This is a genomic window from Amycolatopsis sp. cmx-4-83 (assembly GCF_046548815.1).
GTDB lineage: Bacteria > Actinomycetota > Actinomycetes > Mycobacteriales > Pseudonocardiaceae > Amycolatopsis > Amycolatopsis pretoriensis_A.
Map to the genome: position 1 here is coordinate 90,517 of NZ_JAEBEF010000009.1, position 22,457 is coordinate 112,973.

A 22,457-nucleotide genomic window follows, 5' to 3' on the forward strand; every position below is an offset into this window, starting at 1 on the left:
CTTCAGCACGCCGTTCAGGAGAAGTCGGGCTCCGAAATCCGGGCCCGCTTGATCTCCGAAACGTGCTCGAAGCCCGCCAGCGTCGCCAGCGCGTCGAACAGCCGTCCCGCGTCTTCGCCGCGCGCGATCTTCGAGACCACCGGGCCGAAGAACGCCGCCCCGTCGATCCGGATGATCGGCGTGCCGATCTCGATGCCGACCGCGTCCATCGCCTCGCGCGTGCTCGCGCGGACCTGGTCGTCGGCGGCATCCGTCGTGGCGACCTCGTTCAGCTCCGCCGGCAGGCCCAGCTCGTCCAGCGCCGCCGAGATCACCGCCGGGAAGTCCTTGTTGCCCTCTTCGTGGATCCGCTTGCCCAGCGCGGTGTAGAGGTCGCGCAGGACCTTCGGGCCGAGCTGGTCGGCGGCCGCCGTCGCCACGCGGACCGGGCCCCAGGCCGCCTGCATCCGCTTGAGGTACGCCTGCGGGTCGTCGAGGTACTGCTCCGGGATCTCGCGGTCGGCGTTGACCACCGAAACGCTCATCACCCGGAACCGCAGGTCGATCTCCCGGACCTGCTCGACCTCCAGCAGCCACCGCGACACGACCCAGGACCACGGGTCCATCGGGTCGAACCACTGTTCCACGGTGTTCATCCTTACCCCTTCCGCACTTCGATGCCGGCGAACAGGTCGTCCTCCGGCCCAGAGCCGCCCACCCGGGAACGGGCGAGCTCGAAATCTTCGGTCGGCCACAGCTGCCGCTGGAGCTCCAGCGGGACGGCGAACCAGTGGCTGTCCGGGTCGATCTGGGTGGCGTGCGCGAGCAGCGCCGCGTCCCGCCGCGGGAAGTGGTCCGCGCACGGCACCCTGGTCGTGATCCGGGCGTAGACGTCCGGCTTGGTGTCCCACTCCTTCAGCCACTCGTGGTACGGCGACTCCAGGCCCGCCTCGAGCAGCGCCTCGTGGAACATCGCCATCTTCTTGCCGCACCACTCGTGGACGTAGTAGAGCTTCAGCGGCTGCCAGTCCGGGTCGTCGCCGGCCGCCTCGAACGCCGCGACCGCGACCTCGTGCGCCCGGATGTGGTCCGGGTGCGGGTAGCCGCCGTTCTCGTCGTAGGTGATCACGACGTGCGGCCGGAACTCCCGCATCTCGACGAGCAGCCGTTCGGCGCACGTTTCCAGCGGCAGGCTGGCGAACCGGCCCGGCGGGACCGGGGTGCCGTCCGGCCAGCCGGAGTCGGCGAAGCCGAGCCACCTCTGCTCGACGCCGAGCACCTCGATCGCGCGGGCGATCTCGCCGCGGCGGACCGCGGTCAGGTCGGCGCGCACTTCCGGCGTGTCCATGGCCGGGTTGAGGATGCTGCCCTCTTCGCCGCCGGTGCAGGTGACGACCAGGACTTCGTGGCCCTCGTCGACGTACCGCGCGAGCGTCGCCGCGGCCTTGCTCGATTCGTCGTCCGGGTGCGCGTGCACCGCCATCAGCCTCATCGTGCCCTCCGCACCAGGGTCGCCCCGCCGTCGACGTCCAGGCCCTGCCCCGTGATGTGCTTCGCGGCGGGCGAGCAGAGGAACGCCACGACGTCGGCGACGTCGTCGGCGGTCTGTTCCCGGCCGAGCGGGACGCGGTCGGCGACGACCTCGTCGAACTCGGCGCGGCTGACGTCCTGCCACTGCTTGCTCCAGACGAACCCGGGCCGGACGGTGTTCACCCGCACCCCGGCCGGCGCCAGCGCGACGGCGAGCGAGGTGCTCCAGTGCTCGAGCGCGGCCTTCGCGGCGCCGTACGCGGGGGAGACGACCCACGGCATGTTCGCCGCGATCGAGCTGACGTTGCAGATCGCCGAGCCGCGGCCGAACCGCTCGCGCAGGGCGCGCGTCACGCGGTAGGCCGTGGTGAGGTTGAGCGCGAAGATGTCGTCGAACACCGCTTCCGGCGGCCACGCCGGGTCGTCGACGGGTTCGAGGTGCGGGCGCCGTTCGCCGCCGAGCACGTTGACGAGCACGGTGAGCTCGTCGGGCAGCGCGGCCGCCAGTCTGTCCACTTCGGACGCTTCACGCAGGTCGCAGACGAAACCCTTGGCACCGGCGGGAACCACCGGCTCGACCACGTCGACCGCCACGACTTCGTCGACCACGCCGGCGTCGAGCAGCCGCTCGGCCACGGCCGACCCGATCCGCCCGCCCGCGGCGGTGACCACTCCGGTTCTCATCGAGACGCCCCTTCCGGGATGCGGGCCGCCACCGCGCGGTAGTCCGCGACCAGGCGGTCCATCGGGTAGGTGGCTGCCGCCGCGGCCGCCGCGGCCGCGCCGATGCGCTCGCGGTCCCGCAGGCAGGAAAGCAGCCCGCACACGGCAGCCGTGACGGCCGCGGTGTCCGCCGGATCGACCAGCAGCCCGGTCCGGCCGTGCTCGATCTGGGCACACAGCCCGCCGACGCGCCCCGCGACGACCGGCCGTCCCTTGGCCATCGCTTCGGTGACGGTGAGCCCGAAGCCTTCCGCGAGGCTCTTCTGCACAACGACGTCGGCCCGCCGTTGCAAGGCGTTGATCAGCAGGGCGGCTCGTTCGGGGTGCTGCTGTGAGGTGCGCAGGAGGTGCACCCGGCGCCGCAGCGACGCGGGCAGACCGGCCCTGAGCCGCCGCACTTCGGCGAGCACGGCGAGGCCTTCGGGGTCGTCCGGGATCTCTTCGGGGTCGTTGCCCGCCAGCACGAGGTGGACGTCCCCGGGCAGGCCGGGCAGGAGGCGGAGAACGCCGGGCATGTCCTTGAGCGGATCCCACCGGGAGACCTGCAGCACCATCCGAGCCCCTACGGGCATGGGCGCATCCTGCTCGACGACGGCGAGCGCCCCGGCGGCTTCCGCCGTCAGCCCGGCCTCCGCCAGCAGCGCACCCGTCTCCGCCGCGCACATCGGCCGGTTCTTCGCCGCCTTCGGGTCGAACGCCGGCGCGCACACCGCCACCGGACGTCCCGGCGGGGCGTACTCCGCCAGCGCCGTCACCACGACGTCCACAGAGGACAGTTCACCCGCGAAAGCCCGCCACACCACCTTGGGCCCCGCCGCACCCGCGGCGTCGGTCCCGATGTGGCAGTGCCACACCACCCGCGCGCCCACCGCCGCCAGCGCCGGGGCCAGGCCCAGCACCTGCGGGTCGTGCAGCACCACGGTGTCGCCCGGTCCCACCCGCGCGGCCAGCCACTCCGCCTGCGGGGCCAGCACCGCCCGGTAGTGGTCCAGGCCGGCCGCCGGGATCCGCGGCGCACCGCGGTCGTGCAGCAAGTGGTGCAGGGACTTGGTGAACGCGAAGAACCCGTCGTCCCCGGCGATCACCGCCCACCCCGCGTCGACGCCGGCGGCGAGCTGCGCCGGTACCAGGCCGTGCAGCAGCTCGGCGACACCGCCGCCGGTCGCGGTCGCGTTGACGTGCACCAGCCGCGGCCCCGGGCCCGGCTCACGCACCCACGCGGGCTTCACCACGTCCGCCCTTCGGCCACCGCGTCCGGCACCATCGACCGGAGCACGCCGAGGCCGCGCTCGATGCTGCGTTCGCGGGGGAGCAGCGTGTCCTCGTGCTCGAGGTACAGCACGCCGTCGAAACCTTCGTCCTGCAGCGTCGCCACGATTTCCGCCCAGGGCAGCTCGCCGAGGCCGAGCGCGCGGAACCGGATCGGCGGCTGCGGTCCGTAGCGGCCCCAGCCGGGGCCGGACGGCAGGCCGCGCCCGGACCAGCGCTGCAGGTCCTTCGCGTGCACCGAGCCCATCCGCGTTTCCCAGCCGCGCACCGCGTCGACCGGGTCGTGGCCGGTCGCGGCGAGGTTCGCCGGGTCGACGCACAGCCCGAGCACGTCGGCCCAGTCTTCGGTCATCGAGAACAGCAGGTCCGCGCTCGCGCGGTCGTAGACGACCTGCTTCGGGTGCGGCTCCACCAGCAGCCGGACGCCGGCCTCGCGCGCGGCCCGCACCAGCGGCTCGGCGGCCGTGCGGAACGCGGCGATGTTGTCGGCCCAGCTCACGTCGCTGTGCCACCACGACAGCCAGCGCCCGAAGTCGGGGCAGCCGGGCAGCAGCCGGACGTCCGGCGCGCCGAGCCGCTCGGCCAGGCGGATCGCGCCGAGGGCGCAGGTGAGCGCGTGGGCGCGCTTGGCCGCCGCGTCGCCGCGGTGCACCGGGTCGGTGTGCCGGTCGTGCGGGCCGAGCAGCAGCTGCGCGTCGCGGCTGTTGCTGACGCAGCCGATCTGCTGCCCGCGCAGCACCTCCGCCACCTCGTCGCGGTAGGTCGCGTCGTCCGCGCACCGGACCGCGTCGATCAGCCCGAACGTCGTGTCGGTCGGCACGTCCAGCCACAGCGGGCCGAACTTCTCCGCGTGCCGCAACGCGGTGGCCAGGTCGAGGTCACCGAACGCCGCCAAGCACAGTCCCAGCTTCATGTCGCCTCCTCGGGGGCAGCGCCGCGGCGTAGGCGTCGAGCCCGCCGGGCAGCGCCGGTTCGCCGGAGCCGGCGAACCGGTCGAGCGCGGTCAGCACGACCGAGGCCGTGTCGGTCACGAGGTCGGCGCTGCCGGCGCCGACCGGTCCGGTCAGGTGGTGGGCGAACTGCTCGTACAGCTCGGGGCACCCGGTGAACACCCCGCCCGCCGCGGCGACGGCGAACCCGTCCGGCAGGCCGAGCGCGTCGCGGACCGCGTACACGCCTTCGGCCAGATCGCCGACGGCCTGGTCGATCACGCCGAGCGCGACGTCGTCGCCGGCCAGCCAGGTCCTGCAGATCACCGGTGCGAGCGCGGCCAGGCCCTGCTTGGGGAACGGCTGCGCGGCCAGCCGGCGCGCGAGGCCGGCGACGGTCGTCCCCGCGTACTCGCTCAGCGCGTCGACGAGCTGCGTCTCCGGGCCGCGGCCGTCGGTGGCGCGGACGGCGGCCCGCAGCCCGCGCAGGCCGATGTCGACGGCGCCGCCCTCGTCGCTGCCGAGGTACTCGCAGCCGCCCGCGTTGGCCACGCGCTTCCCGTCGGTCCCGAAGAAGCCGGAGCCGGTGCCGCACACGGCGACCACACCGACGCCGGAGAGCGCCGGAACGCCCCACAGCAGCGGCAGCACGTCGTTGGAGACGACCAGCCCGGCGTCCAGGCCCACAGCGTCGGCGGCGGCGCGGGCCCGCTCGAGCTCCGGGCCGATCCCGCCGGGCCCGGCCGCGGCGCTGGCCAGCCAGCCGACCGACGGCCCGGTCCCGAGCACGGCGCCGATCTCGGCGAACGCCTCGCGCAGGGTGCGGCCGGCGGCGTCGCCGGTGGCGTGCGGGTTGATCGACGGCAGCTCGAACGTCCGCCGCGGGCCGCCGTCCCCGGGCACCACCAGAGCCCGGGTCCGGCTGCCGCCGGCGTCGATCGCGAACCGGCCGACCATCAGACCGCGACCACGGGGCCGGTCCGCAGCATCTGCCGCAGCCCGTCCGCCGGCGTCATCGGCGTCCAGCCGGCCAGCCCGGGCAGGTGCCCGAAGTCGTCGCAGGCCAGCGAGGAGTGCCGCGGGCGCGAAGCCCACAGGGTGTCGCGGCGCAGGACCGGCCGCACCAGCGCCGGGTCGGTCCCGCTCAGGCGGTAGGCCACCGTCGCGAAGTCGAACCGGCTCAGCTCGGCCGGCCCGGCCAGGTGCGCGATGCCGGTCGGGAGCTCCGGCACGCGGCAGAGCGCGGCCAGCACCGCCGAGACGTCGTCGATGTGCACCGGCGTGAACGACTGGTCGGTCGGCGCCTCCAGCTCCTCGCCCGCGGCGGCGGCCTGCAGGCAGCGCTGGCCGTAGGTGGCGCGGTGCGCCGGGCCGGTCCAGCCGTAGACGAGGCTGACGCGCAGCGCGAGGTTCGGGCCGGTCAGCAGTTCCTGCTCCGCCAGCGCCTTGACCCGCCCGTAGACGTTGTGCGGGCTGATCGGGTCGGCCGGGCGGTGGCCGCCGCGCGAACCGTCGAAGACGTTGTCGGTGGAGACCAGCACCGTCGGCACCCCGGACCCGGCGAGCAGCTTGGCCACGCCGTGGTGGACGGCCTCCGCGCGCTGCTCGTTCGCTTCGATCCAGGTGACGTCGCTGGGGCCGTGGGTCAGGATGACCCGCGCCGGGCGCAGCGTGTCGACGTGGGTGCGCAGGCGTTCGCGGCCCGCCGGGTCGTCGAGATCGACGGACAGGTGCCCGGCGTGGGCGAGCGGCGTGGTCGACACGGTCGCCACGTCGTGGCCGTCCGCGCGCAGCCGGTCGGCCACCGAAGCACCGATCAGCCCGCGGCCGACGACCAGAACCGTGTGGTCAGACATGGGTTTCGCTCCTCCTCGTCAGCGCGATCGAGCCGGTGCCCACCGTGGCCGCCAGCGCGGCGAGGTCCGGCACCAGGATGTCCACATCGGACGGATCACCGAGCAGGGGCCCGTCGATGCCGATGACGCGGCAGCCGGCGGCCCGCGCGGCGAGCACGCCGGGCCGGGCGTCCTCGACGACGACGCACGACTCCGGCGCGAAGCCGAGCCGCGCGGCGGCGGCGAGGTAGCCGTCGGGGGCCGGCTTGCCGCGCGGGACCTCGCCCGCGGCGATCAGGACGGCCGGGACCGGCAGCAGCACGCTGGTCAGCCGGGCGGTCGCGAGCGGCCGCGTCCCGGACGTCACCACGGCGTGCCGGGTGCCGGGCAGCGCGGCGAGGATCTCCGCCGCTCCGGGGCACGCCACGAGCTCGCTGGTGTCCGCCGCCTGGAGCAGTTCCAGTGCGGCGGCTTCACCGGCGGCGTCGAGGTGCGGCGCGACGGCCGCGATCGTCTCGGCCGACGGGCGTCCGTGGCAGGCGGCGACCACGGCGTCCGGGTCCAGCCCGTGGTCCACCGCCCAGGCGCGCCACGACCGCTCCACGGTGCTGCCGGACTCCACCAGCACGCCGTCGAGGTCGAACAGCACCGCCGCGCACGACAGCGCATCGGCCGGGGTGCTCATGCCGCCCTCGCCCCCTCGCGGGCTTCGGCCAGCGCGGTGGCGCGGGTCGCGGCCATCGCCATGGCGACCTCGTCGTCGGTGACGTCGTCGGCGATGACCGTGCAGCCGTACTCGATGGGCAGCACGAACCGGATCTTCGAGTCGCGGATCTTCCGGATCTGGCCGAGCGCCGCCGTGACGGCACCCGCCTGGACCGAGCTCGGGAGGTCCAAAGTGGACGTCGGCAGCCCGCAGCGGTTCAGCAGGCCGACCAGCCGCGCGCGGTCCTTCTCGGCGAGCATCCCGCGCCGCACCGCGATTTCGGCGGCGATCGTCATGCCGTAGGCGACGGCCTCGCCGTGCAGCACCGGGCCGTAGCCGGTCACCGTCTCGACCGCGTGGCCGACGGTGTGCCCGAAGTTCAGCGGGCGCCGCAAATCCACTTCGTACGGGTCCAGCTGGATCAGCTCGGACTTCACGACGCTCGCCGCGCGCACGATCTGCTCCAGCGCCGGCAGGTCGCGGTTCAGCGCCAGATCGGCGTTGTCCTCGATGAGGTCGAACAGCGGCGGCGAGCCGATCATGCCCTTCTTGATGGCCTCGGCCAGCCCGGCCGCGATCTGCCGGCGGTCCAAAGTGGACAGGTAGGCGACGTTCGAGACGACCGCCTTCGGCTGGTAGAACGCGCCGATGAGGTTCTTCGCGCTCGGGTGGTCGACGGCGACCTTGCCGCCGAGCGCCGCGTCCACCTGGCCCAGCAGCGTGGTGGGGACGTTGATGTACGGGATGCCGCGCATGTAGGCGCTGGCGACCCAGCCGATGGTGTCGATGACCACGCCGCCGCCGACCGACAGGATGATGTCGCGCCGGGCGATGGACGTGCCGGCCAGCCAGTCGAGCATGCGGACCGCGGTGTCGATCGACTTGTTGGCCTCCCCGGGTGCGAACGACGTCATCGAGACGTCGATTCCCTTGTCCCGCAACGAGTTCGCGAGGCGCTCGGCGTGCAGCGCGGAAACCGTGTCGTCGGTGATGAGCGCGACCCGGCGCCCGTCGATCTGGTTGAGGAGGAATTTCTCCGCGCAGGGTTCGGCCTTGCAGACGAACACCGAATAGGTGTCGTCCCGGCTGGCGGAGGCGGTGAACGGCTCGGTATCGTCCGCGGCGGGAATCGGTACCAGATGCGGACAACGCACGTGCTCGAGCATGGTTTGACTCCCCTTGAAGTCCTCTTGATCGCGCAACCGCACCTTGCGGACCCGCTCGGTGTCCAAATCGTGGAACCCCGTGCTCCGGCTGGTAGTTTGTAGTCACCGGGAATGGCCGGGTGGCGAGCACCGCGGGCTGCGCCGTCGCTTATCGAACTCTCGCACCGGTCCTTGTCGTGCTCATCTCCGAGCGTGCCGCCTCGCTTAGCGCGTCCGCCTTGCCGGGATAGGCTTTTCGCCATGGAGCTGAGGATCTTCACCGAACCGCAGGAAGGTGCCGCCCACGGCGATCTGCTGCGCGTGGCCCGGCACGCCGAAGCGACGGGGTTCCCCGCGTTCTTCCGGTCCGACCACTACATGCGCACCGGAACCGCGGCGGCGCACCCGGGCCCGTCGGACGCGTGGGTCACGCTCGGCGCGCTGGCGCGGGAGACCAGCCGCATCCGGCTGGGGGTGCTGCTGAGCCCGGTGACGTTCCGGTACCCCGGCGCGCTGGCCGTCACGATCGCCCAGGTCGACGAAATGTCGGGCGGGCGCGTCGAATTCGGCATCGGCTCGGGCTGGTTCGCCGGCGAGCACGAGGCGATCGGCGCGCCGTTCCCGACCAAGGGCGAGCGCGTGGACCGGCTGGGGGAGCAGCTCGAGATCCTCACCGGACTCTGGGGCACCCCGGTCGGCGACACGTATTCCTTCGAGGGCAAGCACTACCGCATCGTCGACTCGCCGGCCCTGCCGAAGCCGGTGCAGCAGCCCCACCCGCCGATCATCATGGGCGGCAAGGGGCCCCGGCGCCTGCCCCGGCTGGTGGCGCGCTACGCGAACGAGTTCAACAACTCCCTGTGGGACGAGGAGAACACGGCCGCGCAGTTCGACCGCGTCCGCGCGGCGTGCGCGGAGATCGGCCGCGACCCGGCGGAGATCACGTTCTCGGTGGCCCAGACCATCTGCGTCGGCGCGGACGAAGCCGCGCTCGCCGCACGTGCGGAGAAGATCGGCCGCACGGTGGAAGACCTGCGGGAGAAAGCGCTCGCCGGCTCGCCCGCGGAGGTCGTCGACAAGCTCGGCCGGTGGCGCGAGCGCACCGGGCTCTCCCGCGTGTACCTCCAGGTCCTCGACCTGGCCGACCTGGACCACCTGGACCTGATCGCGGCGGAGGTCGTCCCGCAGGTCTAGGGGTCCGCCGCGGTGTCGAAGGGGGCTTTCCTCAGCAGGGGGAAGTCCCCTTCCTTTGTGCGGTCACGGGGAGTGTCAAAGTGAATCTTTTTTGTTAAAGGCACGACGCAAGATGCTGGTCAATCACCTGATCGGTTAATTTTTTCCTCTCAATTCTTGACTCGGCACTCAGTCGCGATCGCAGAGGAACGGCAGAAATGCTCAATGAGCGGCAGGTCACTGGTCGGAGAAAATTCCTCACTGGCGCAGTTCTCGGAGTCGGCGGGACGGCGCTCCTCGACAACGGGCTCCTCACCGGCGTGGCGGGAGCCGCCGAATCCACCGCGGCGGGTGCCGATTGCCCCGCCTCGATCGTCAACCCCGCGGACCAGCAGTACCCGGACCTGGTGCGCGCCCTCAACGCCCGGTTCGTGGCGCACCCGGAGCGGGTCGCCGTCATCGACTCGCCGTCGCAGGTCGCCCCGCTGGTGACCGCGGCCGTCAGCGCGGGCAAGCGGATCAGCGTCCGCAGCGGCGGCCACTGCTACGAAGACTTCGTCTACAGCGACGAAACCCAGGTCATCCTCGACCTGAGCAGCATGAACCGCATCTACTACGACCAGCAGCGCAACGCGATCGCGGTCGAGTCCGGGGCGATCCTGCTGGACGTCTACGAGAAGCTGTACAAGACCTGGGGCGTCGTCATCCCCGGCGGCGTCTGCTATTCCGTCGGCGTCGGCGGGCACGTCGCCGGCGGCGGCTGGGGCTGGCTGGTGCGCCGCAACGGCCTGGTCGTGGACCACCTGTACGCCGTCGAGGTCGTCACCGTGAACGCCGCGGGCCGGGCCCAGACGGTCGTGGCCACCCGCGAGCCCGGCGACCCCCACCGCGAGCTCTGGTGGGCGCACACCGGCGGTGGCGGCGGCAACTTCGGCATCGTGACGCGGTACTTCTTCCGCTCGCCGGGCGCGACCGGCACCGACCCGCGCAAGCTGCTGCCGAAGCCGCCCGCGCGGACGAACTTCACCGTCGCCGGCTGGAACCTGAACAACCTGACGGAGGCGCAGTTCTCCCGCCTGGTGCGGAACTACTCGCAGTGGCACATCGACAACAAGTCGCCGAACAGCCCGGCCCGTGACCTCACCGCTGCCCTGTCGGTGAACCACAAGTCGAGCGGGTCGGTCACCGCGCTGGCGCAGCTGGACGTGTCGGTGCCGAACGCGCAGGCCATCATGGACGGCTACATCGCCTACCTCGCCGACGGCGTGGCGCCGCCCGATTTCGTCGCCCCGCAGACGCTGCCGTGGCTGCAGTTCGTCGAGCTGACCGGGACCACCAACTCGGTCGCGAACGACCCGACGTCGCGCGCGAAGTACAAGGCCGCCTTCATGAAGGGCCTGTTCACCCCGGCGCAGACCGCGGCGATGTACAAGCACCTCACCCGGTCCGACATCAGCAACCCCAACATCAACATCATCTTCCAGCCCTACGGCGGCCAGGTTTCCGCGGTGCCGCAGGCGAACACGGCCATCCAGCACCGCGACGCCGCCTACCAGGTGCAGTGGTCGTCGGTGTGGAGCGGCGCCGCCGGCGACGCCGCCAACATCGCCTGGGCGCGCGAGGTCTACTCCGAGGTCTACGCGGCCACCGGCGGCGTCCCGGTGCCCAACGACGTCTCGGACGGCTCGTACGTCAACCACTGCGACGCCGACCTGAGCGACCCCGCGTTCAACAAGTCGGCTTCGCCGTGGCACGCGTTGTACTACAAGGGCGCGTACCCGCGCCTGCAGGCTGTGAAGAAGAAGTACGACCCGCGCAACGTGTTCCGGCACCGCCAGTCGGTCGAACTCCCGTCCTGACCCGCGTACGGAAAAGCCCCGGACCGCTCAGCGATCCGGGGCCTTTTCGTACGGTCAGCTCGCGATGTCGATGGGCCGGTCTTCGCCCGGCTCGATGGTCCGGACGACGCGGGCCGGCGCACCCACGGCGACGACGTTCGCCGGGATGTCCTTCATCACCACGGAATTCGCGCCGATCACGGCGTTCTCCCCGATCGTGACGCCCGGGCCGACGATGCTGCCCGCGCCGAGCCAGACGTTGTCCCCGATGGTGATGGGCTTGCCGTAGCCCCACTTCGCGCGGCGCGACTCGGGCTCGATCGTGTGCCCGGCGGCCAGCAGCTGCGAGTACGACCCGAGCAGGACGTCCTCGCCGATGGTGATCTGCCCGACGTCGAGGAAGATGACGCCGAAGTTCGCGAAGCTGCGGGCCCCGATCTTGGTCTGGTACCCGTAGTTGCAGTAGAACGGCGGGCGCAGGTAGGCACCCTCGCCGAATTCGCCGAAGAGCTCTTCGCAGATCTCGCGGCGCCGTTCGCCTTCCAGCACGGAACTGCGGTTGTACTCCTCCAGCAGTACCTGCGCGCGCCGGACCTCCTCGCTCAGGAGTTCCCCGTTCGCGAGGTGGTACTCGCCGGCCAGCATCAATTCCTTCATCGCGTGGTCATCAAGCTGCATGGCGACGCTCCCTGAGGTCCTGGTTCACCGTTTCACGGTGCCCGCGCGCCCCGGACCAGGACATCTCCCAGCGTGCCGATCCCCTTCCACCCCGGCGAAAAATGCGCTGAGGTAGGGCAGGATGACTGTCGGCAAAGACGAGCGCGATCATTCGTCGGCGAAGCGCGAAAGGATGAAAATGATACTCGTTACCGGCGGCCTGGGTTCCATCGGGTCGCACACCGCACGGGGTTTGCTCGACCAGGGCGAGTCCGTCGTGCTCACCGCGCACCGGTCGACCGAACTGCCGGAATACCTCGCGAACGAGGCCGAGGGCCGGGTCGTCGTCGAGCCGCTGGACACCACGGACGAGCAGGCGTTCCTCGACCTGGGCAAGCGCCACGAGATCACCGGCATCGTCCACCTCGCGGCGAGCTACTTCGCCACCCCCGACCCGGTCGAGTACCTCCGCGTCGAGACCCTCGGCCTCCTGAACGCCCTCAAGGCGGCGTCGGTCTGGGGCGTCCGCCGCTTCTCGGTCGCCAGCTCGATCGGCGTGTACGTCGGTGTCGACGACTCCGCCCCGTGGCGCGAGGACGCGGCCCTCCCGGTGCTGCCCCTGCCCCAGATCCTCCAGTTCAAGAAGACGGCAGAGCTGTTCTCGATCGCAGCCGCGGCCGCCGGCGGCTTCGAGCTGGTCAACCTGCGCATCGGCACGATCTGGGGCCCGCTGAGCCTGCCGGACTCGCCGTTCTTCGCCCTGCCCCGCCTGCTCAGCTCGGCGGTACTGGGCGAGGACGCGGACCTGACCCCGCCCCGCCCGGACGCCTACGCCGAGGACGCAACGGACCTCTGCTACGTCAAGGACTGCGGCCGCGCGATCGCCCTGTTGATGACGGCGAAGCACCTGAACCACAACACGTACAACGTCTCGAGCGGCCGCCTGGTGCCTTACGCCGAGGTCGTCGACGAGATCAACAAGGCGGTCCCGGGCGCGAACATCACCCTCCCCCCGGGCCGCAGCCCGGAGCGCCCCTCGCCGAACTACCTGGACATCACCCGCCTGCGCGAGGACACGGGCTTCGAGCCCGAGTACGACTCGGCGCGGACGGTGCAGGACTACGTCGCTTGGCTGAAGACGCACGAGCGGTAGGTAGTTTTGGGAACGGGCCCCAGGCAGCGCCAAGCGCCGCCTGGGGCCTTTTCGCGTGGCGGGGACTCGCGCGGGGGCCGGGCCTCCGCGCGAGTCGGCGCTCGGGGCAGTGCGGATCGCCGCCTGGGGTCTTTTTGTGCTTCGGGTAGCGCGGATCGTCGGCTGGGGTCTTTTCGTGCTTCGGGTAGCGCGGATCGTCGGCTGGGGTCTTTTCGTGCTTCGGGTAGCGCGGATCGTCGGCTGGGGTCCTTTCGCGATCCGGGCAGTGCGGATCGTCGCCTGGGGGTTCTTCACGCGGCGCGGACTTGCGCGGGGCGAGGCTTTCCGCGCGCCGGGCGGCGCTAGCCGCCGTCCGGCGGCCTCTTCGCGCGTTGCGGAACCGCGCGGGCCTTCGCGCGTTGCGGACGCGCGCGGGCTTTCGCGTGTTGCGGACCCGCGCCTGCCTCGCGTTGGGACCCCGCGCGGGCCGGGCTCGCCGCGTGGGGCTCGTCCTGGGCCCGGCGCGGCGCGCGAGTTCGCCCCCGCCGGTACCCGGTCGTGCGCCCCGCCCCGGTGGCGGCGGTGCTGCCTGCCGCCGACGAAAGATCCCGGCCGGGTCGTCGTGACCGGGCCGGGATCCGTTTCGTTGCGTCGAAGCGCGTCAGTCTGCGGCGGCCCGGTAAATGCCGTAGCCGTAGCCCGAGACGTGCAGACCGGCCGCGTCGTAGCTCGTGCCCTGGCCGAGGATCAGCTCGCCGGGGTCCGGGACGGTCACCGTCGCCGGGCGCAGGGCCGGGTTGACCACCACGGTGAATTCGCCGCGGCGGTAGACGAACGGGTAGCCGGCCCGCACGATCGAAACCTCGCCCCGGGCGCCGAGCGCCGGGTTCGCCTTGCGCAGGGCGATCAGCTCGCGGACGAGGTTCAGGTTCGAGTCCGGGTCGGCCTGCTGGGAAGCCACGTCCGGCCGGGTCGGGGACGGGTTCGGCGGCAGGTACGTGACCTCCGGATCCGCCGCGTCCCACTGCATCGGCGTGCGCGAGCCCGCGCGGTTGAAGCCGTCTTCGAAGACCTGCAGCAGGCTGCCCTCGTGGTCGGGCAGGCCGGGCTGGTACTGCGTGCCGATCTCGTCGCCGTAGTAGATCGCCGGCAGCGTCGGCCACGTCAGCAGGAACACCAGCGCGCTGCGCGCGTGCCGGGCCGAACGCGAACCCGCCACCAGGCGCGGCCAGTCGTGGTTCGCCGTGGGCAGGATGACGTGGCCGCGGTCGCCGATCGACGCCGTCGTCGTCGCCCATTCGGCGAGGAACACGTCGATCGAGCCCTGGCCCGCCGCGTCGAAGTAGGCCGGTCGCGGGTCTTCCCACGTCATGTCGTAGACGGCGCGGTTGTGGAACAGCGAACGGAACGCGCGGCTTTCCCCGTAGTGCATGAAGAAGTCCGCGTCGAACCCGGCCGGGACGGCGACCTTCGGGTCGTTCCACTCCGACAGCAGCACCGTGCCGGGGTGCGCGCGGTCGATCCACTCGCGCACGTCGCGCCACAGCTTCGACGTCTCGACGAGGCCGGGGTCGTCCTTGATCAGGAACGGCGCCATGTCGACGCGGAACCCGGCGATGCCGTAGCCCATCCAGAAGTCCATGATGTCGCGCAGGGCCTGCCGGTTCTCCCGCGGCCCTTCGGCGTCCACCGGCTGGCGCCACGGCTCGGCTTCGTTCGGCCGCCCGTAGCCGAAGTTCAGCGCGGGCTGCACGGGGAAGTAGTTCGGCAGGTAGAAACCCTCGCGGCTGCCGGGCGACGGCTGGAAGTTCGGCCCCCGCTCCGCCGCCCAGATGTACCGGTGGTCGTCCGGGTCGTTCGCCGAGTGCACGAACCACGGGTGCTCGTTGGAGGTGTGCCCCGGCACGAGGTCGAGCAGCACGCGGATCCCGTGCCTGCCCGCCGAATCGACCAGCTTGAGCAGGTCGTCGTTGCTGCCGTACCGCGGGTCGACGCGGTAGTAGTCCGCGACGTCGTACCCCGCGTCGAACATGGGGGAGGCGAAGCACGGGTTCAGCCAGACCGTGTTGACACCCAGCCACGCCAGGTAGTCCAATTTGGACTCGACGCCCCCGAGATCGCCGATCCCGTCCCCGTTCGAGTCCGCGAAGCTCTGCGGATAGATCTGGTATAGGACCGCATCCGCCAACCAGTCAGCCATGCTTGCCAAGCTACAAGAACCGCCGGTCGGCGGGCGTATCCGAACGTGCGGGAAGGCCCGCGCGCGCGACTGCGCCGAGGCACGCAGATCGCCGAGAGCGGCCGTGCTCCCGGCGATCTGGTAAACGTTTTCCCTGGCGGCCGGACGCGTTCACCGGCCGGGCGCCGGACCGGTCAGCGCTTGACGTTGTAGTGCAGGTGCAGCACGCGGTCGCCCTGGATGACGACGTCCGGGTCTTCGAGCTGGACGGTACCGGCGTGGCTGCCGAAGTACCGCTTGCCCTCGCCGAAGACGACCGGCGCGACGTCCAGCGCGACCTCGTCGACGAGCCCGGCCGAGAACGCCTGTCCGGCGACGTCACCGGCGGCCACGCAGACCAGCCCGTCACCGGCGAGCTTCTTGGCCAGGTTGATGCCGTTCTCGACCGAGTCGGCCGTGTGGAAGGGCGCGTCGGGGAACCGGGCCAGCCACTCGTCCGGCAGCGGCCGGTGGGTGACGACGACAAGCTCGTCGGCGGACGCGGGCTTGCCGCCCCAGCCGTCGAACGTGTCGAACAGGTGCCGGCCGATCACCGTGACCTTGATGGCGTCCCAGAAGGGCTGCACGTAGTCCGCAGAGGCCTGGCTGACGTTGAACGACCACTCGTCGTTGGCGCGGATCGTGACGTCGCCGTTCGAGTACCAGTCGAACAGCGGCCCGACCGAGTCGTCCGGGTAGGCGATGTAGCCGTCCAGCGAGACCACGGCGTGTACGACAACTCGGGCCATTGCATCCGCTCCTTGATTTCATCGGCGGCGCAGGACATTCCTGCGCCCGTTGGCGATGCTATCGGCGGGGCCGCGGGGCGCATCTCCCTAATTGCTCTCCTCGGCGAGTTCGACGATGAGACCTTCGGGACCGCGGACGTAGCACATCCGGAAGATGTTTTCGTAATTGACGATCTCGCCGATGGTGTCCAGTCCTTTTGCCCGAATTCGCTCGATCGTGCTGTCGAGATTCCCGACGATGTACGCGATGTGCCGGAACCCCAACCGGTTCACCGCCGGCGCCTGCGCGTCCGCTGAATCCGTCGCCGGGTCGACCGGGTGGTGGAACTTGGTCAGCTCCAGTTTTCCGCTCCCGTCCGGCGCGTTGACCATCACCATTTCCAGCCGCACGCCCTCGAGCCCGAGGATCCGCTCGACCCACTCGTCTTCGATCCGCATCGGCGCGGCGACTTCGAAGCCGAGGTCGGCGAAGAAAGCCGTGACCGCTTCGAGGTCGTCGACGATCACGCCGACGTGCTCGAACCGCCGCACGCCACCCCCGGCCGCACCGCTCATGGTGAATTCCCCTCGCTCGTCGGACGATTCCGGTCCGCCGCGAAACCTACGCGGCCGCCTGCGCCCCCGGCCACGGCGACCGGCGCCCCACGTGACCCAGGTGCGCGGTCAGCAGGTCGGCGTCCGCCCCGACTTCCACGGGCGGCCCGAACATCCCGAGCGCCCGCGCTTCGGGCCCGACGAGCACGGCGGCGAACTTCTGCGCCGCGGCGACGACCTCGGCGTCGGGCGCGTAGGCGATCCCGCCGCCGCTCGCCAGGTCCCAGCCGTGGGTGAGCACCTCGTTGAGGCACATCAAGGCGTGCACCGAACCGGGCGTGTCCGCGCCGCCCTTGCCCGGGGTGACCCGGTCGAGGATCCCCGGCTCGGAAAAGGCGGTGACGCACCGGTCCCCGAGCGCGCGAACGGTGGCCGCGGGGTCCGCGCCGAGCCGTTCGGTGTGCGCCAGGTGCTCCAGCCGGTCCGGCTGCGAGTCCGCGGGGTCCAGCGCCGGCCCGGTCGCCGCCTGCGTCGCCAACCCGACCATGCCGAGCATGTGGTTGCCGACCTGGCGGACCGACCACCGTTGGCACGGGCTCGGCCGGTCCCAGGCCGCCGGTTCGATGGCGGCCACCACGTCCGCCGTCGTCCGGAAAGCGCGCTCGAGCAGTGTGGGCAGGTCCATGTCCGTCCTCTCGTCGCCGGCTTTCCTCCAATCTGGAACATGATCAAGCAAACGATCATCTTGCTGCGTGCGAGATTCGCCTTTGCGGTGGTCAGCGGCTCGGAGGCAAGTGCTTGGCGTACCGGGGAACGGGCCGGGTGCCCACAAGTGATGGTCAGGCGGCCCGGTCGGCCGCGGCCTGGTCCGGCACCGGATCGTTCGCCGTCCGAACGGTGTCTCCGCACGGTGCCGCGAGCCCGCCCGTCGTCGGATCCGAACTGGACAGTGCGGTGCCGCCCGCGACCGGTGGTGCGGTGCCGGAATGCTCCGCGGCCGCCCGGAAGGCCAAGTGGTGCAGCTTCCTCAGGTGCCGCTGCACCAGACCGGTCCGCCGCGCTTCGGCGAAGATGGCCCGCGCGGCGCCGTTCTCGCGGCGACGGCGGTGGCGCGGGGTGGATCCGTGATACGCCACGATCGTGTCCTCCAGTGGGTGTGCCGGATCGGTCCGGCGTGTCGGGTTGACGGGTTTCATTGCTCGGTGTGACCGTTCGGTCGCGCGCGAGCACGACGGCCGGGTTCGCCGCCTGGGTAACAAGGTTGTCTCGACTGGAACTCGGCCCGGTCAGGTTGGGCCACCTGGCCGCTCGCACGGTGGGTCGTCCGGACCTTCGCGCGCTGCGGGGGAATGCGGGCCGCCACCGTCCACTGTGGGAGCACACCGAGCAGGAGAAGCTGTTCCGGTGTGGGGCCGATCACGTGGCCAGGGCACGTCGTGCGCAGCCGCGCACGACGTCTTCCCTGGTGGCGCCCCCGGCAGGACTCGAACCTGCGACCTAGAGAGTCGCAGGAAACCGTCCGATCTAGACCGGTACGGGCGCCTGGCCAGCTAGAATATGCTCTGACCGTGGGGTACTAACGGGCACTTTCGGATACGTTTCTGGTCCGTTTGTGGACCATCGTTCGGGCGTGTCACCGCGTACGCTCTGGGCACGAGAGACCCCGGCAGCCGCGCGAACGGCCCCGGGGGCATGGCCGACCTGAGGAGTCGACGTGGCAGAGACTACCCAGACCGAAGAGCGCACCGGTCCGCACGCGGGCGAGAGCTGGCCGTACGTGTGGGGCGCTTTCCGCCACCACTACGACAAGTACCGGACGGAGAATCCGAACTGGCGGGCGTTCTTCACCGAGCACCACATGTATGCACTCGACGAGGCGCTACGCGAGTACGATCAGGTCCGCGGTGAAGTGGCCAACGCGGAGCTGATGGAGCTCGCTGAGAAGCTCGACTCCGAAGCCTCGGTGTCCGCGCGGCCCGGCCAGCTCGACCGCCTGGAAGAGATCGCCAGCCAGCTCCGCCGCATCGCGCGCACGCCGCGCGCGGAGGTTTCCCGTGGATGACCTGAAGCCGCCCCAGTTCGGTCCGCAGCATCTCCACGCGCTCACCAGAGCACGCGCCCGCATCGTCAAGGACGCCACCAACTTCTCCGACGCCCACGCCCGATACAACCAGAAGGGCCTCACGCAGCAGGCCGCCCAGATGATGGCGTGCAACACGGCGTGCTTCGAAGTACAGCGGTACCTCAAGGACCTAATCGACTCGATCCGCGCGCGCGGCGAGCAGACGACCACGTCGTCACCCGCCGAGTAGCGACTCCAGCTTCGCCGCGTTCTCCGGCGACGTCCGCCGCTTCCGCCGGTAGTTCCGCTCCACGATCTCCGGCGTGTTCCCCAACTGATCTGCGGCGTCCTCGTTCGTCCCGCCTACGTCCACGATGTGCGTCCCCACCGTGTGCCGCAACATCCGCGCGGCCACCCACTCATACCCGATCTGATCACACGCCTGCCGGAACCGCTTCTGGAAGTTCGACGGATCCGTCCACTCCCCATTCCACGTCGGAAACAACGGCCCCTCACCCGCCGCCAACTTCCGCCGCGCGAACATGCTCGCCGCCCACGACGGATACATCGGCTCCACCGCCTCACCCCCGCCCTTCCGCCGCGGCTTCCGCACCAACCCCACCCGCTCGATCCGCACCAGGTGATGGTCAAGCAGCACCGTCCGCGCCGACGAATCCACCCCCGACCCGGTCGCCGCGAGGATCTCACCCGGCCGGCCACCCGTCGCCAGCATCGCCTCCGCCGTATCCGGCAGATCCAGCCACACCGCCATCCGCACCCCGCCCCGCGCCGAGCCTCCAGCCTTCCTCTCGCACCACGCCCGCAGCTTCGTCAAGAAGTCCAGCCGCTCCCCGGGCTCCAGGGCGCGCACGTCCTCACGGTCACCGGACTGCTCGATCGCCTCCGCCGACTTCGCCGGATTCGACGTCATCGCCCCATGCCGCACCGCCAACCCGCAAATCCCCGTCAGGACCGTCTTCGCCCGCTTCGCCGCCGCATACCCAGCGCCCCGCTTCGACCGGTTCGACTTCGCCGCAGAGTCCCGGATCGCCTTCAACGTCTCATCGGCCAGCCCCGCGTTGTCCGCCTCCCCGCAGGTCAGCTCACCCATCAGCTTCCGGATCTGCTCCGCGGAGTCCTCGTAGTCGTACAGCGACTTCGCCGCCCGCTCCCCACGCTCCACCTTCCGCCGGAACTCCGCCAACCACAGGTCGATCACCGCCGTGAACCGGGTCTCCACGTTGATCGTCTTACTCGAGGCTTCCGTGGCGAGCTTCGCCATCGCCGCCTTCAGCTTCCGCTCCGCCGCCGTCCGGGACGCGCCGCGGCGCTTCACCGGCCGCAGCCGGCCGTTCCGCATCCGGAACCGTGCACGCGCCTCCCACACGCCGGGGGACACTTCGCGGGTGTTGATGTTCCCGAATGTGCCGATCTCGGTTCTTGGTCGTGCCATGCTGCTTCTCCGCGGAGGGGTCAGGCGGCTTCGCGGTCCCGGATCGCGTCCGCGATTCGGTCGATCGCGCGTCGCCGGCGGTCAGCCTGGAGAACAGCAGCGACACCGAGGACGATCGCGATGCCCAGGTGCAAGCCGAACAGGTGGGTGGGCCATCGGTGGATGAAGCCGAGGATTGCGTGGACCAGGAGAAGTAGCCCTGAGGTGGTCGCGTACCGCGCCAGCCTGGTTCTGGTGGCAGCGGTGGTCGCGGCATGGGTCAGGTGCGCGGCGTCCTGGATGATCACGGTTATCCCCTCCTGATGGGCCCTTTCGGTGAACGATGTTGGTCCGTTCGGCAGGGGTATCTTCGTACGTCAGTGGCGCATCGTTATCGAACATGCGGTCTATCTACGCGGAAGTACTAAGATCAACCTACTGTTTCGGTAACTTCGTCAGATGACACCTGCAGATGCGGTGTCACTCCACTACGATTCGGCCGCTTCGCTCGGCGTACTCGCGACGAATCCGTAGCGCATCCTCAGCGTAACGCTTCGCTGCCTCCGGGCTGTCCTCCGCGATGTCCACGATCCGCTCCGCGAGCTCCCGCTCAGACATGCCAATGATCTTCCGGTGCTTCTCCGGCACGTCTGCCGCGTCGGTGCTCGCCGACGTCGCCGGAGACGCGTCGCCTTCGAGGATCTGCCGCGGCGTTTCCTCGGTCCAGTTCGGCAGGAAGCGCCCGAGTGCGTAGAGGAACGACTGGCCTACTCCCGGCTGCCCTGTCTCGACAAGCTCCAAGCTCTTCTTGTTCAGCACGACGCCGACCGCTGCTGCTGCGGCGACGAGCTGTGGCCTGGACATGCCAAGCGCCTCGCGTGCCTTGGTGACCGCGTCGCCGAGGCGATTGCGTGCCTCCGGGGCGTAGTTGGCTGTGCGCACTCTGTTCGACGCCATGGGTGCATTGTGCCGCATGGCGGCGCATGTTGGGCCACGTCTTGGCTGCTTGAGACGTGATTTTCGTCCGTGGTCCCCCCGGACTAGAACGCGCTGGGTTCTGGTCATGGACGCATGCTAGCGCATGGCAGCGCATGTTGTGAACCTGTGATGCGAGAAAATGCGCCAACATGCTTGACCAACGACGCATGACGACGCATGATCTACCGCATGCCACTCCTCAACGGGCCCCGCGTGCGACACCTCGCCGCCGAGCGCGGTTGGGACCTGCCGACGCTCGCACGGAAGGCAGACCTCAACCCCCGCACCCTGGCCAACACCACCCGCCCCAACAGCCCCCAGCCCGCCAGCCTCCCGGCCCTGTACGCGATCGCTGGCGCACTCGCTCGTCCCTCGCACGACCGCCCCGGGCAGGACCCTCGTGACGTCGCCGCAAACATCGTCGCCGACCCCACGGTCGCCGCCGATATCCGCGCCGCGAAGGACGACGAGAAGCGGGAAACCAAGAGCGAACCGCGCGGCCCGATTCGCCGCAAAGAGGCCGAGAAGACCACTGGCCCGAAGCGTGCCACCGACGCGTCCGTGAGGGTCGCGTCGTGACAGGGGTTGCCGCCGCGATCGAGCGGCTCACTGAGCGCATCGGCCGCCTGGAGAAGGCGGTGAAGGCGCCGCCGCGGAAGTCGTGGAAGCCGCGCGAGGTGGCCGCGATGACCGGGCTCGGCTACGACACGGTGCTGGAGCTGATCCACGCCGGGACGCTGCGCGCGACGAAGGTCGGGCAGCTGTACGTCGTGGCCGACGACGAGGTGGACCGGTTCCTCGGCAAGAAGCGCGAGGCCGCGTGATGGCCAGCCTCGTCCCGGCGGCGGGTTCGCCGTTCGATCGGATCAAGCAGACCCGCCAGGATGGTTCGGAGTTCTGGTCGGCTCGCAGCTTGCAGGTGCTGATGGGTTACAGCGAGTGGCGCAACCTGGCGCCCGCGATCGCCCGGGCACAGCAGTCCGCCAGCAACACCGGGCTGGACGTGAGCAGGGAATTTGTGGGATCCCGCGAACCGATCCGGACAGGTGGCAAGCCGCGCGAGGACTTCGAGTTGTCGCGGCATGCCGCGTACCTGGTGGCGATGAACGGTGACCCGAACAAGCCGGAGGTCGCGTCGGCGCAGGCGTACTTCGCGACTCGGACGCAGCAGGCCGAGGCGGTCGAGCAGCGCGGCGCCGAGTTGCCGGGTTGGGCGGTCGCGTTGCACGCGCTCGTCGATCAGCAGGCGGCGGTCGAGGTGGAGCAGCGGCGGCAGGCGCAGCAGCTGAACGAGATCTCGGCTCGGGTCGCGAACGTCGAGGGTGCGCACGACTGGTTTGCGGCGCTGGCGTACGCGATCAACGCGGGCTTGCCGACGGAGCGCGGGTTCCTGCAGCGCCTCGGTACGCGGGCCGGCCGGATCCTGCGGGCTGAGGGGCTGACGCCTGGGAAGGCGCAGCACCCCGCTTACGGGACGGTCAACACCTACCCGACGTGGGTGTTGGAGCGCGCCGCGGCCGAGATGCCCGACGCTGCCTGACTTTCTTCTGACCACATTGGACGGCCCG

26 protein-coding genes are annotated in these 22,457 nt (G+C 70.8%); 8 read left to right on the forward strand and 18 right to left on the reverse strand.

Translation table 11 applies throughout. The annotated features are described in order from the left end of the window. Positions 1–14 precede the first annotated feature (14 nt). From ACLJQM_RS27655 to aroB, 9 genes are read right to left on the reverse strand one after another with little or no spacing between them, the layout of a single operon-like run. Positions 15–635 carry a DsbA family protein gene (locus ACLJQM_RS27655; RefSeq protein ID WP_247020352.1) on the reverse strand — a complete coding sequence of 207 codons (621 nt, stop codon included), beginning with the start codon at positions 633–635 and terminating at the stop codon, positions 15–17. 2 nt (positions 636–637) lie between these two features. Next, positions 638–1,471 carry a mycothiol conjugate amidase Mca gene (gene mca / locus ACLJQM_RS27660; protein WP_247020353.1) on the reverse strand — a complete coding sequence of 278 codons (834 nt, stop codon included), beginning with the start codon at positions 1,469–1,471 and terminating at the stop codon, positions 638–640. Next, the gene (locus ACLJQM_RS27665) at positions 1,468–2,193 is read right to left on the reverse strand and encodes an SDR family NAD(P)-dependent oxidoreductase (protein ID WP_410633295.1); all 726 of its coding nucleotides are present in this window, start codon (positions 2,191–2,193) and stop codon (positions 1,468–1,470) included. Before ACLJQM_RS27665 ends, mca begins: the two co-directional genes overlap by 4 nt. Continuing rightward, the gene (locus ACLJQM_RS27670) at positions 2,190–3,464 is read right to left on the reverse strand and encodes a glycosyltransferase (protein WP_410633296.1); all 1,275 of its coding nucleotides are present in this window, start codon (positions 3,462–3,464) and stop codon (positions 2,190–2,192) included. The genes ACLJQM_RS27665 and ACLJQM_RS27670 overlap by 4 nt, the downstream gene beginning before the upstream one ends. Further along, positions 3,458–4,414: a sugar phosphate isomerase/epimerase family protein gene (locus ACLJQM_RS27675; protein ID WP_410633297.1), complete on the reverse strand. Its 957-nt coding sequence runs from the start codon at positions 4,412–4,414 to the stop codon at positions 3,458–3,460. The genes ACLJQM_RS27670 and ACLJQM_RS27675 overlap by 7 nt, the downstream gene beginning before the upstream one ends. Beyond that, the gene (locus tag ACLJQM_RS27680) at positions 4,380–5,387 is read right to left on the reverse strand and encodes a BadF/BadG/BcrA/BcrD ATPase family protein (protein WP_360776515.1); all 1,008 of its coding nucleotides are present in this window, start codon (positions 5,385–5,387) and stop codon (positions 4,380–4,382) included. The genes ACLJQM_RS27675 and ACLJQM_RS27680 overlap by 35 nt, the downstream gene beginning before the upstream one ends. After that, complete coding sequence (locus tag ACLJQM_RS27685; protein WP_360776513.1) at positions 5,387–6,286, reverse strand: SDR family oxidoreductase; 900 nt, start codon at positions 6,284–6,286, stop codon at positions 5,387–5,389. The genes ACLJQM_RS27680 and ACLJQM_RS27685 overlap by 1 nt, the downstream gene beginning before the upstream one ends. Then, positions 6,279–6,950 carry an HAD-IA family hydrolase gene (locus ACLJQM_RS27690; protein WP_247020364.1) on the reverse strand — a complete coding sequence of 224 codons (672 nt, stop codon included), beginning with the start codon at positions 6,948–6,950 and terminating at the stop codon, positions 6,279–6,281. The genes ACLJQM_RS27685 and ACLJQM_RS27690 overlap by 8 nt, the downstream gene beginning before the upstream one ends. After that, a complete protein-coding gene (gene aroB / locus ACLJQM_RS27695; RefSeq protein WP_410633298.1) occupies positions 6,947–8,137 on the reverse strand; it encodes a 3-dehydroquinate synthase in 1,191 nt (396 codons plus the stop codon). Before aroB ends, ACLJQM_RS27690 begins: the two co-directional genes overlap by 4 nt. Positions 8,138–8,377: 240 nt before the next feature. On the opposite strand from aroB, the gene ACLJQM_RS27700 reads away from it, so the two are divergent. Both ACLJQM_RS27700 and ACLJQM_RS27705 read left to right on the forward strand, forming a co-directional pair. Beyond that, positions 8,378–9,310 carry an LLM class F420-dependent oxidoreductase gene (locus tag ACLJQM_RS27700; protein ID WP_247020368.1) on the forward strand — a complete coding sequence of 311 codons (933 nt, stop codon included), beginning with the start codon at positions 8,378–8,380 and terminating at the stop codon, positions 9,308–9,310. 299 nt (positions 9,311–9,609) lie between these two features. Then, complete coding sequence (locus ACLJQM_RS27705) at positions 9,610–11,148, forward strand: FAD-binding oxidoreductase (RefSeq protein WP_410633299.1); 1,539 nt, start codon at positions 9,610–9,612, stop codon at positions 11,146–11,148. Positions 11,149–11,202: 54 nt separating this feature from the next. Here ACLJQM_RS27705 and ACLJQM_RS27710 read toward each other — a convergent pair whose 3' ends face one another. Further along, on the reverse strand, positions 11,203–11,805 hold the full coding sequence (locus ACLJQM_RS27710) for a sugar O-acetyltransferase (protein ID WP_360776503.1): 603 nt from the start codon (positions 11,803–11,805) through the stop codon (positions 11,203–11,205). Positions 11,806–11,983: 178 nt separating this feature from the next. On the opposite strand from ACLJQM_RS27710, the gene ACLJQM_RS27715 reads away from it, so the two are divergent. Beyond that, positions 11,984–12,937: an NAD-dependent epimerase/dehydratase family protein gene (locus ACLJQM_RS27715; RefSeq protein ID WP_360776501.1), complete on the forward strand. Its 954-nt coding sequence runs from the start codon at positions 11,984–11,986 to the stop codon at positions 12,935–12,937. Positions 12,938–13,577: 640 nt separating this feature from the next. Here the strand turns inward: ACLJQM_RS27715 and ACLJQM_RS27720 are convergent. From ACLJQM_RS27720 to ACLJQM_RS27740, 5 genes are all read right to left on the reverse strand, one after another. Beyond that, positions 13,578–15,116, reverse strand: coding sequence for an alpha-amylase family glycosyl hydrolase (locus ACLJQM_RS27720; RefSeq protein WP_360776499.1), 1,539 nt, complete (start codon positions 15,114–15,116; stop codon positions 13,578–13,580). Positions 15,117–15,289: 173 nt separating this feature from the next. Then, positions 15,290–15,883: a dihydrofolate reductase family protein gene (locus ACLJQM_RS27725; protein WP_410633300.1), complete on the reverse strand. Its 594-nt coding sequence runs from the start codon at positions 15,881–15,883 to the stop codon at positions 15,290–15,292. Positions 15,884–15,970: 87 nt separating this feature from the next. Then, positions 15,971–16,438 carry a VOC family protein gene (locus ACLJQM_RS27730; protein WP_410633301.1) on the reverse strand — a complete coding sequence of 156 codons (468 nt, stop codon included), beginning with the start codon at positions 16,436–16,438 and terminating at the stop codon, positions 15,971–15,973. A gap of 46 nt (positions 16,439–16,484) precedes the next feature. Further along, entirely contained in the window at positions 16,485–17,102 is a 618-nt protein-coding gene (locus tag ACLJQM_RS27735) for a TIGR03086 family metal-binding protein (RefSeq protein ID WP_410633302.1), read from the reverse strand. A 154-nt stretch (positions 17,103–17,256) separates the two neighbouring features. Then, complete coding sequence (locus ACLJQM_RS27740; protein ID WP_410633303.1) at positions 17,257–17,553, reverse strand: hypothetical protein; 297 nt, start codon at positions 17,551–17,553, stop codon at positions 17,257–17,259. 578 nt (positions 17,554–18,131) lie between these two features. Between ACLJQM_RS27740 and ACLJQM_RS27745 the strand changes: the two genes are divergently transcribed. Beyond that, a complete protein-coding gene (locus ACLJQM_RS27745; RefSeq protein ID WP_410633304.1) occupies positions 18,132–18,479 on the forward strand; it encodes a hypothetical protein in 348 nt (115 codons plus the stop codon). Beyond that, positions 18,472–18,729 (forward strand): hypothetical protein, encoded by a 258-nt coding sequence (locus tag ACLJQM_RS27750; RefSeq protein WP_410633305.1) that lies wholly within the window; start codon positions 18,472–18,474, stop codon positions 18,727–18,729. The genes ACLJQM_RS27745 and ACLJQM_RS27750 overlap by 8 nt, the downstream gene beginning before the upstream one ends. Here the strand turns inward: ACLJQM_RS27750 and xerC are convergent. The 3 genes from xerC to ACLJQM_RS27765 all read right to left on the reverse strand — a co-directional run bounded on the left by xerC (position 18,715) and on the right by ACLJQM_RS27765 (position 20,868). Continuing rightward, a complete protein-coding gene (xerC, locus tag ACLJQM_RS27755) occupies positions 18,715–19,761 on the reverse strand; it encodes a tyrosine recombinase XerC (RefSeq protein WP_410633306.1) in 1,047 nt (348 codons plus the stop codon). The two genes, ACLJQM_RS27750 and xerC, sit on opposite strands and share 15 nt — an antisense overlap. A gap of 191 nt (positions 19,762–19,952) precedes the next feature. Beyond that, the gene (locus ACLJQM_RS27760) at positions 19,953–20,219 is read right to left on the reverse strand and encodes a hypothetical protein (protein ID WP_360776488.1); all 267 of its coding nucleotides are present in this window, start codon (positions 20,217–20,219) and stop codon (positions 19,953–19,955) included. Between the two features lie 172 nt (positions 20,220–20,391). Further along, positions 20,392–20,868, reverse strand: a complete 477-nt coding sequence (locus tag ACLJQM_RS27765) for a hypothetical protein (RefSeq protein WP_410633307.1) — start codon at positions 20,866–20,868, stop codon at positions 20,392–20,394. A gap of 210 nt (positions 20,869–21,078) precedes the next feature. Here ACLJQM_RS27765 and ACLJQM_RS27770 point away from each other — a divergent pair, with 210 nt between their 5' ends. From ACLJQM_RS27770 to ACLJQM_RS27780, 3 genes are read left to right on the forward strand one after another with little or no spacing between them, the layout of a single operon-like run. After that, a complete protein-coding gene (locus ACLJQM_RS27770) occupies positions 21,079–21,468 on the forward strand; it encodes a hypothetical protein (RefSeq protein ID WP_410633308.1) in 390 nt (129 codons plus the stop codon). Next, positions 21,465–21,713 (forward strand): excisionase family DNA-binding protein, encoded by a 249-nt coding sequence (locus ACLJQM_RS27775; protein ID WP_410633309.1) that lies wholly within the window; start codon positions 21,465–21,467, stop codon positions 21,711–21,713. The genes ACLJQM_RS27770 and ACLJQM_RS27775 overlap by 4 nt, the downstream gene beginning before the upstream one ends. Beyond that, positions 21,713–22,429, forward strand: a complete 717-nt coding sequence (locus ACLJQM_RS27780; RefSeq protein WP_410633310.1) for a hypothetical protein — start codon at positions 21,713–21,715, stop codon at positions 22,427–22,429. The genes ACLJQM_RS27775 and ACLJQM_RS27780 overlap by 1 nt, the downstream gene beginning before the upstream one ends. Positions 22,430–22,457 lie beyond the last annotated feature (28 nt).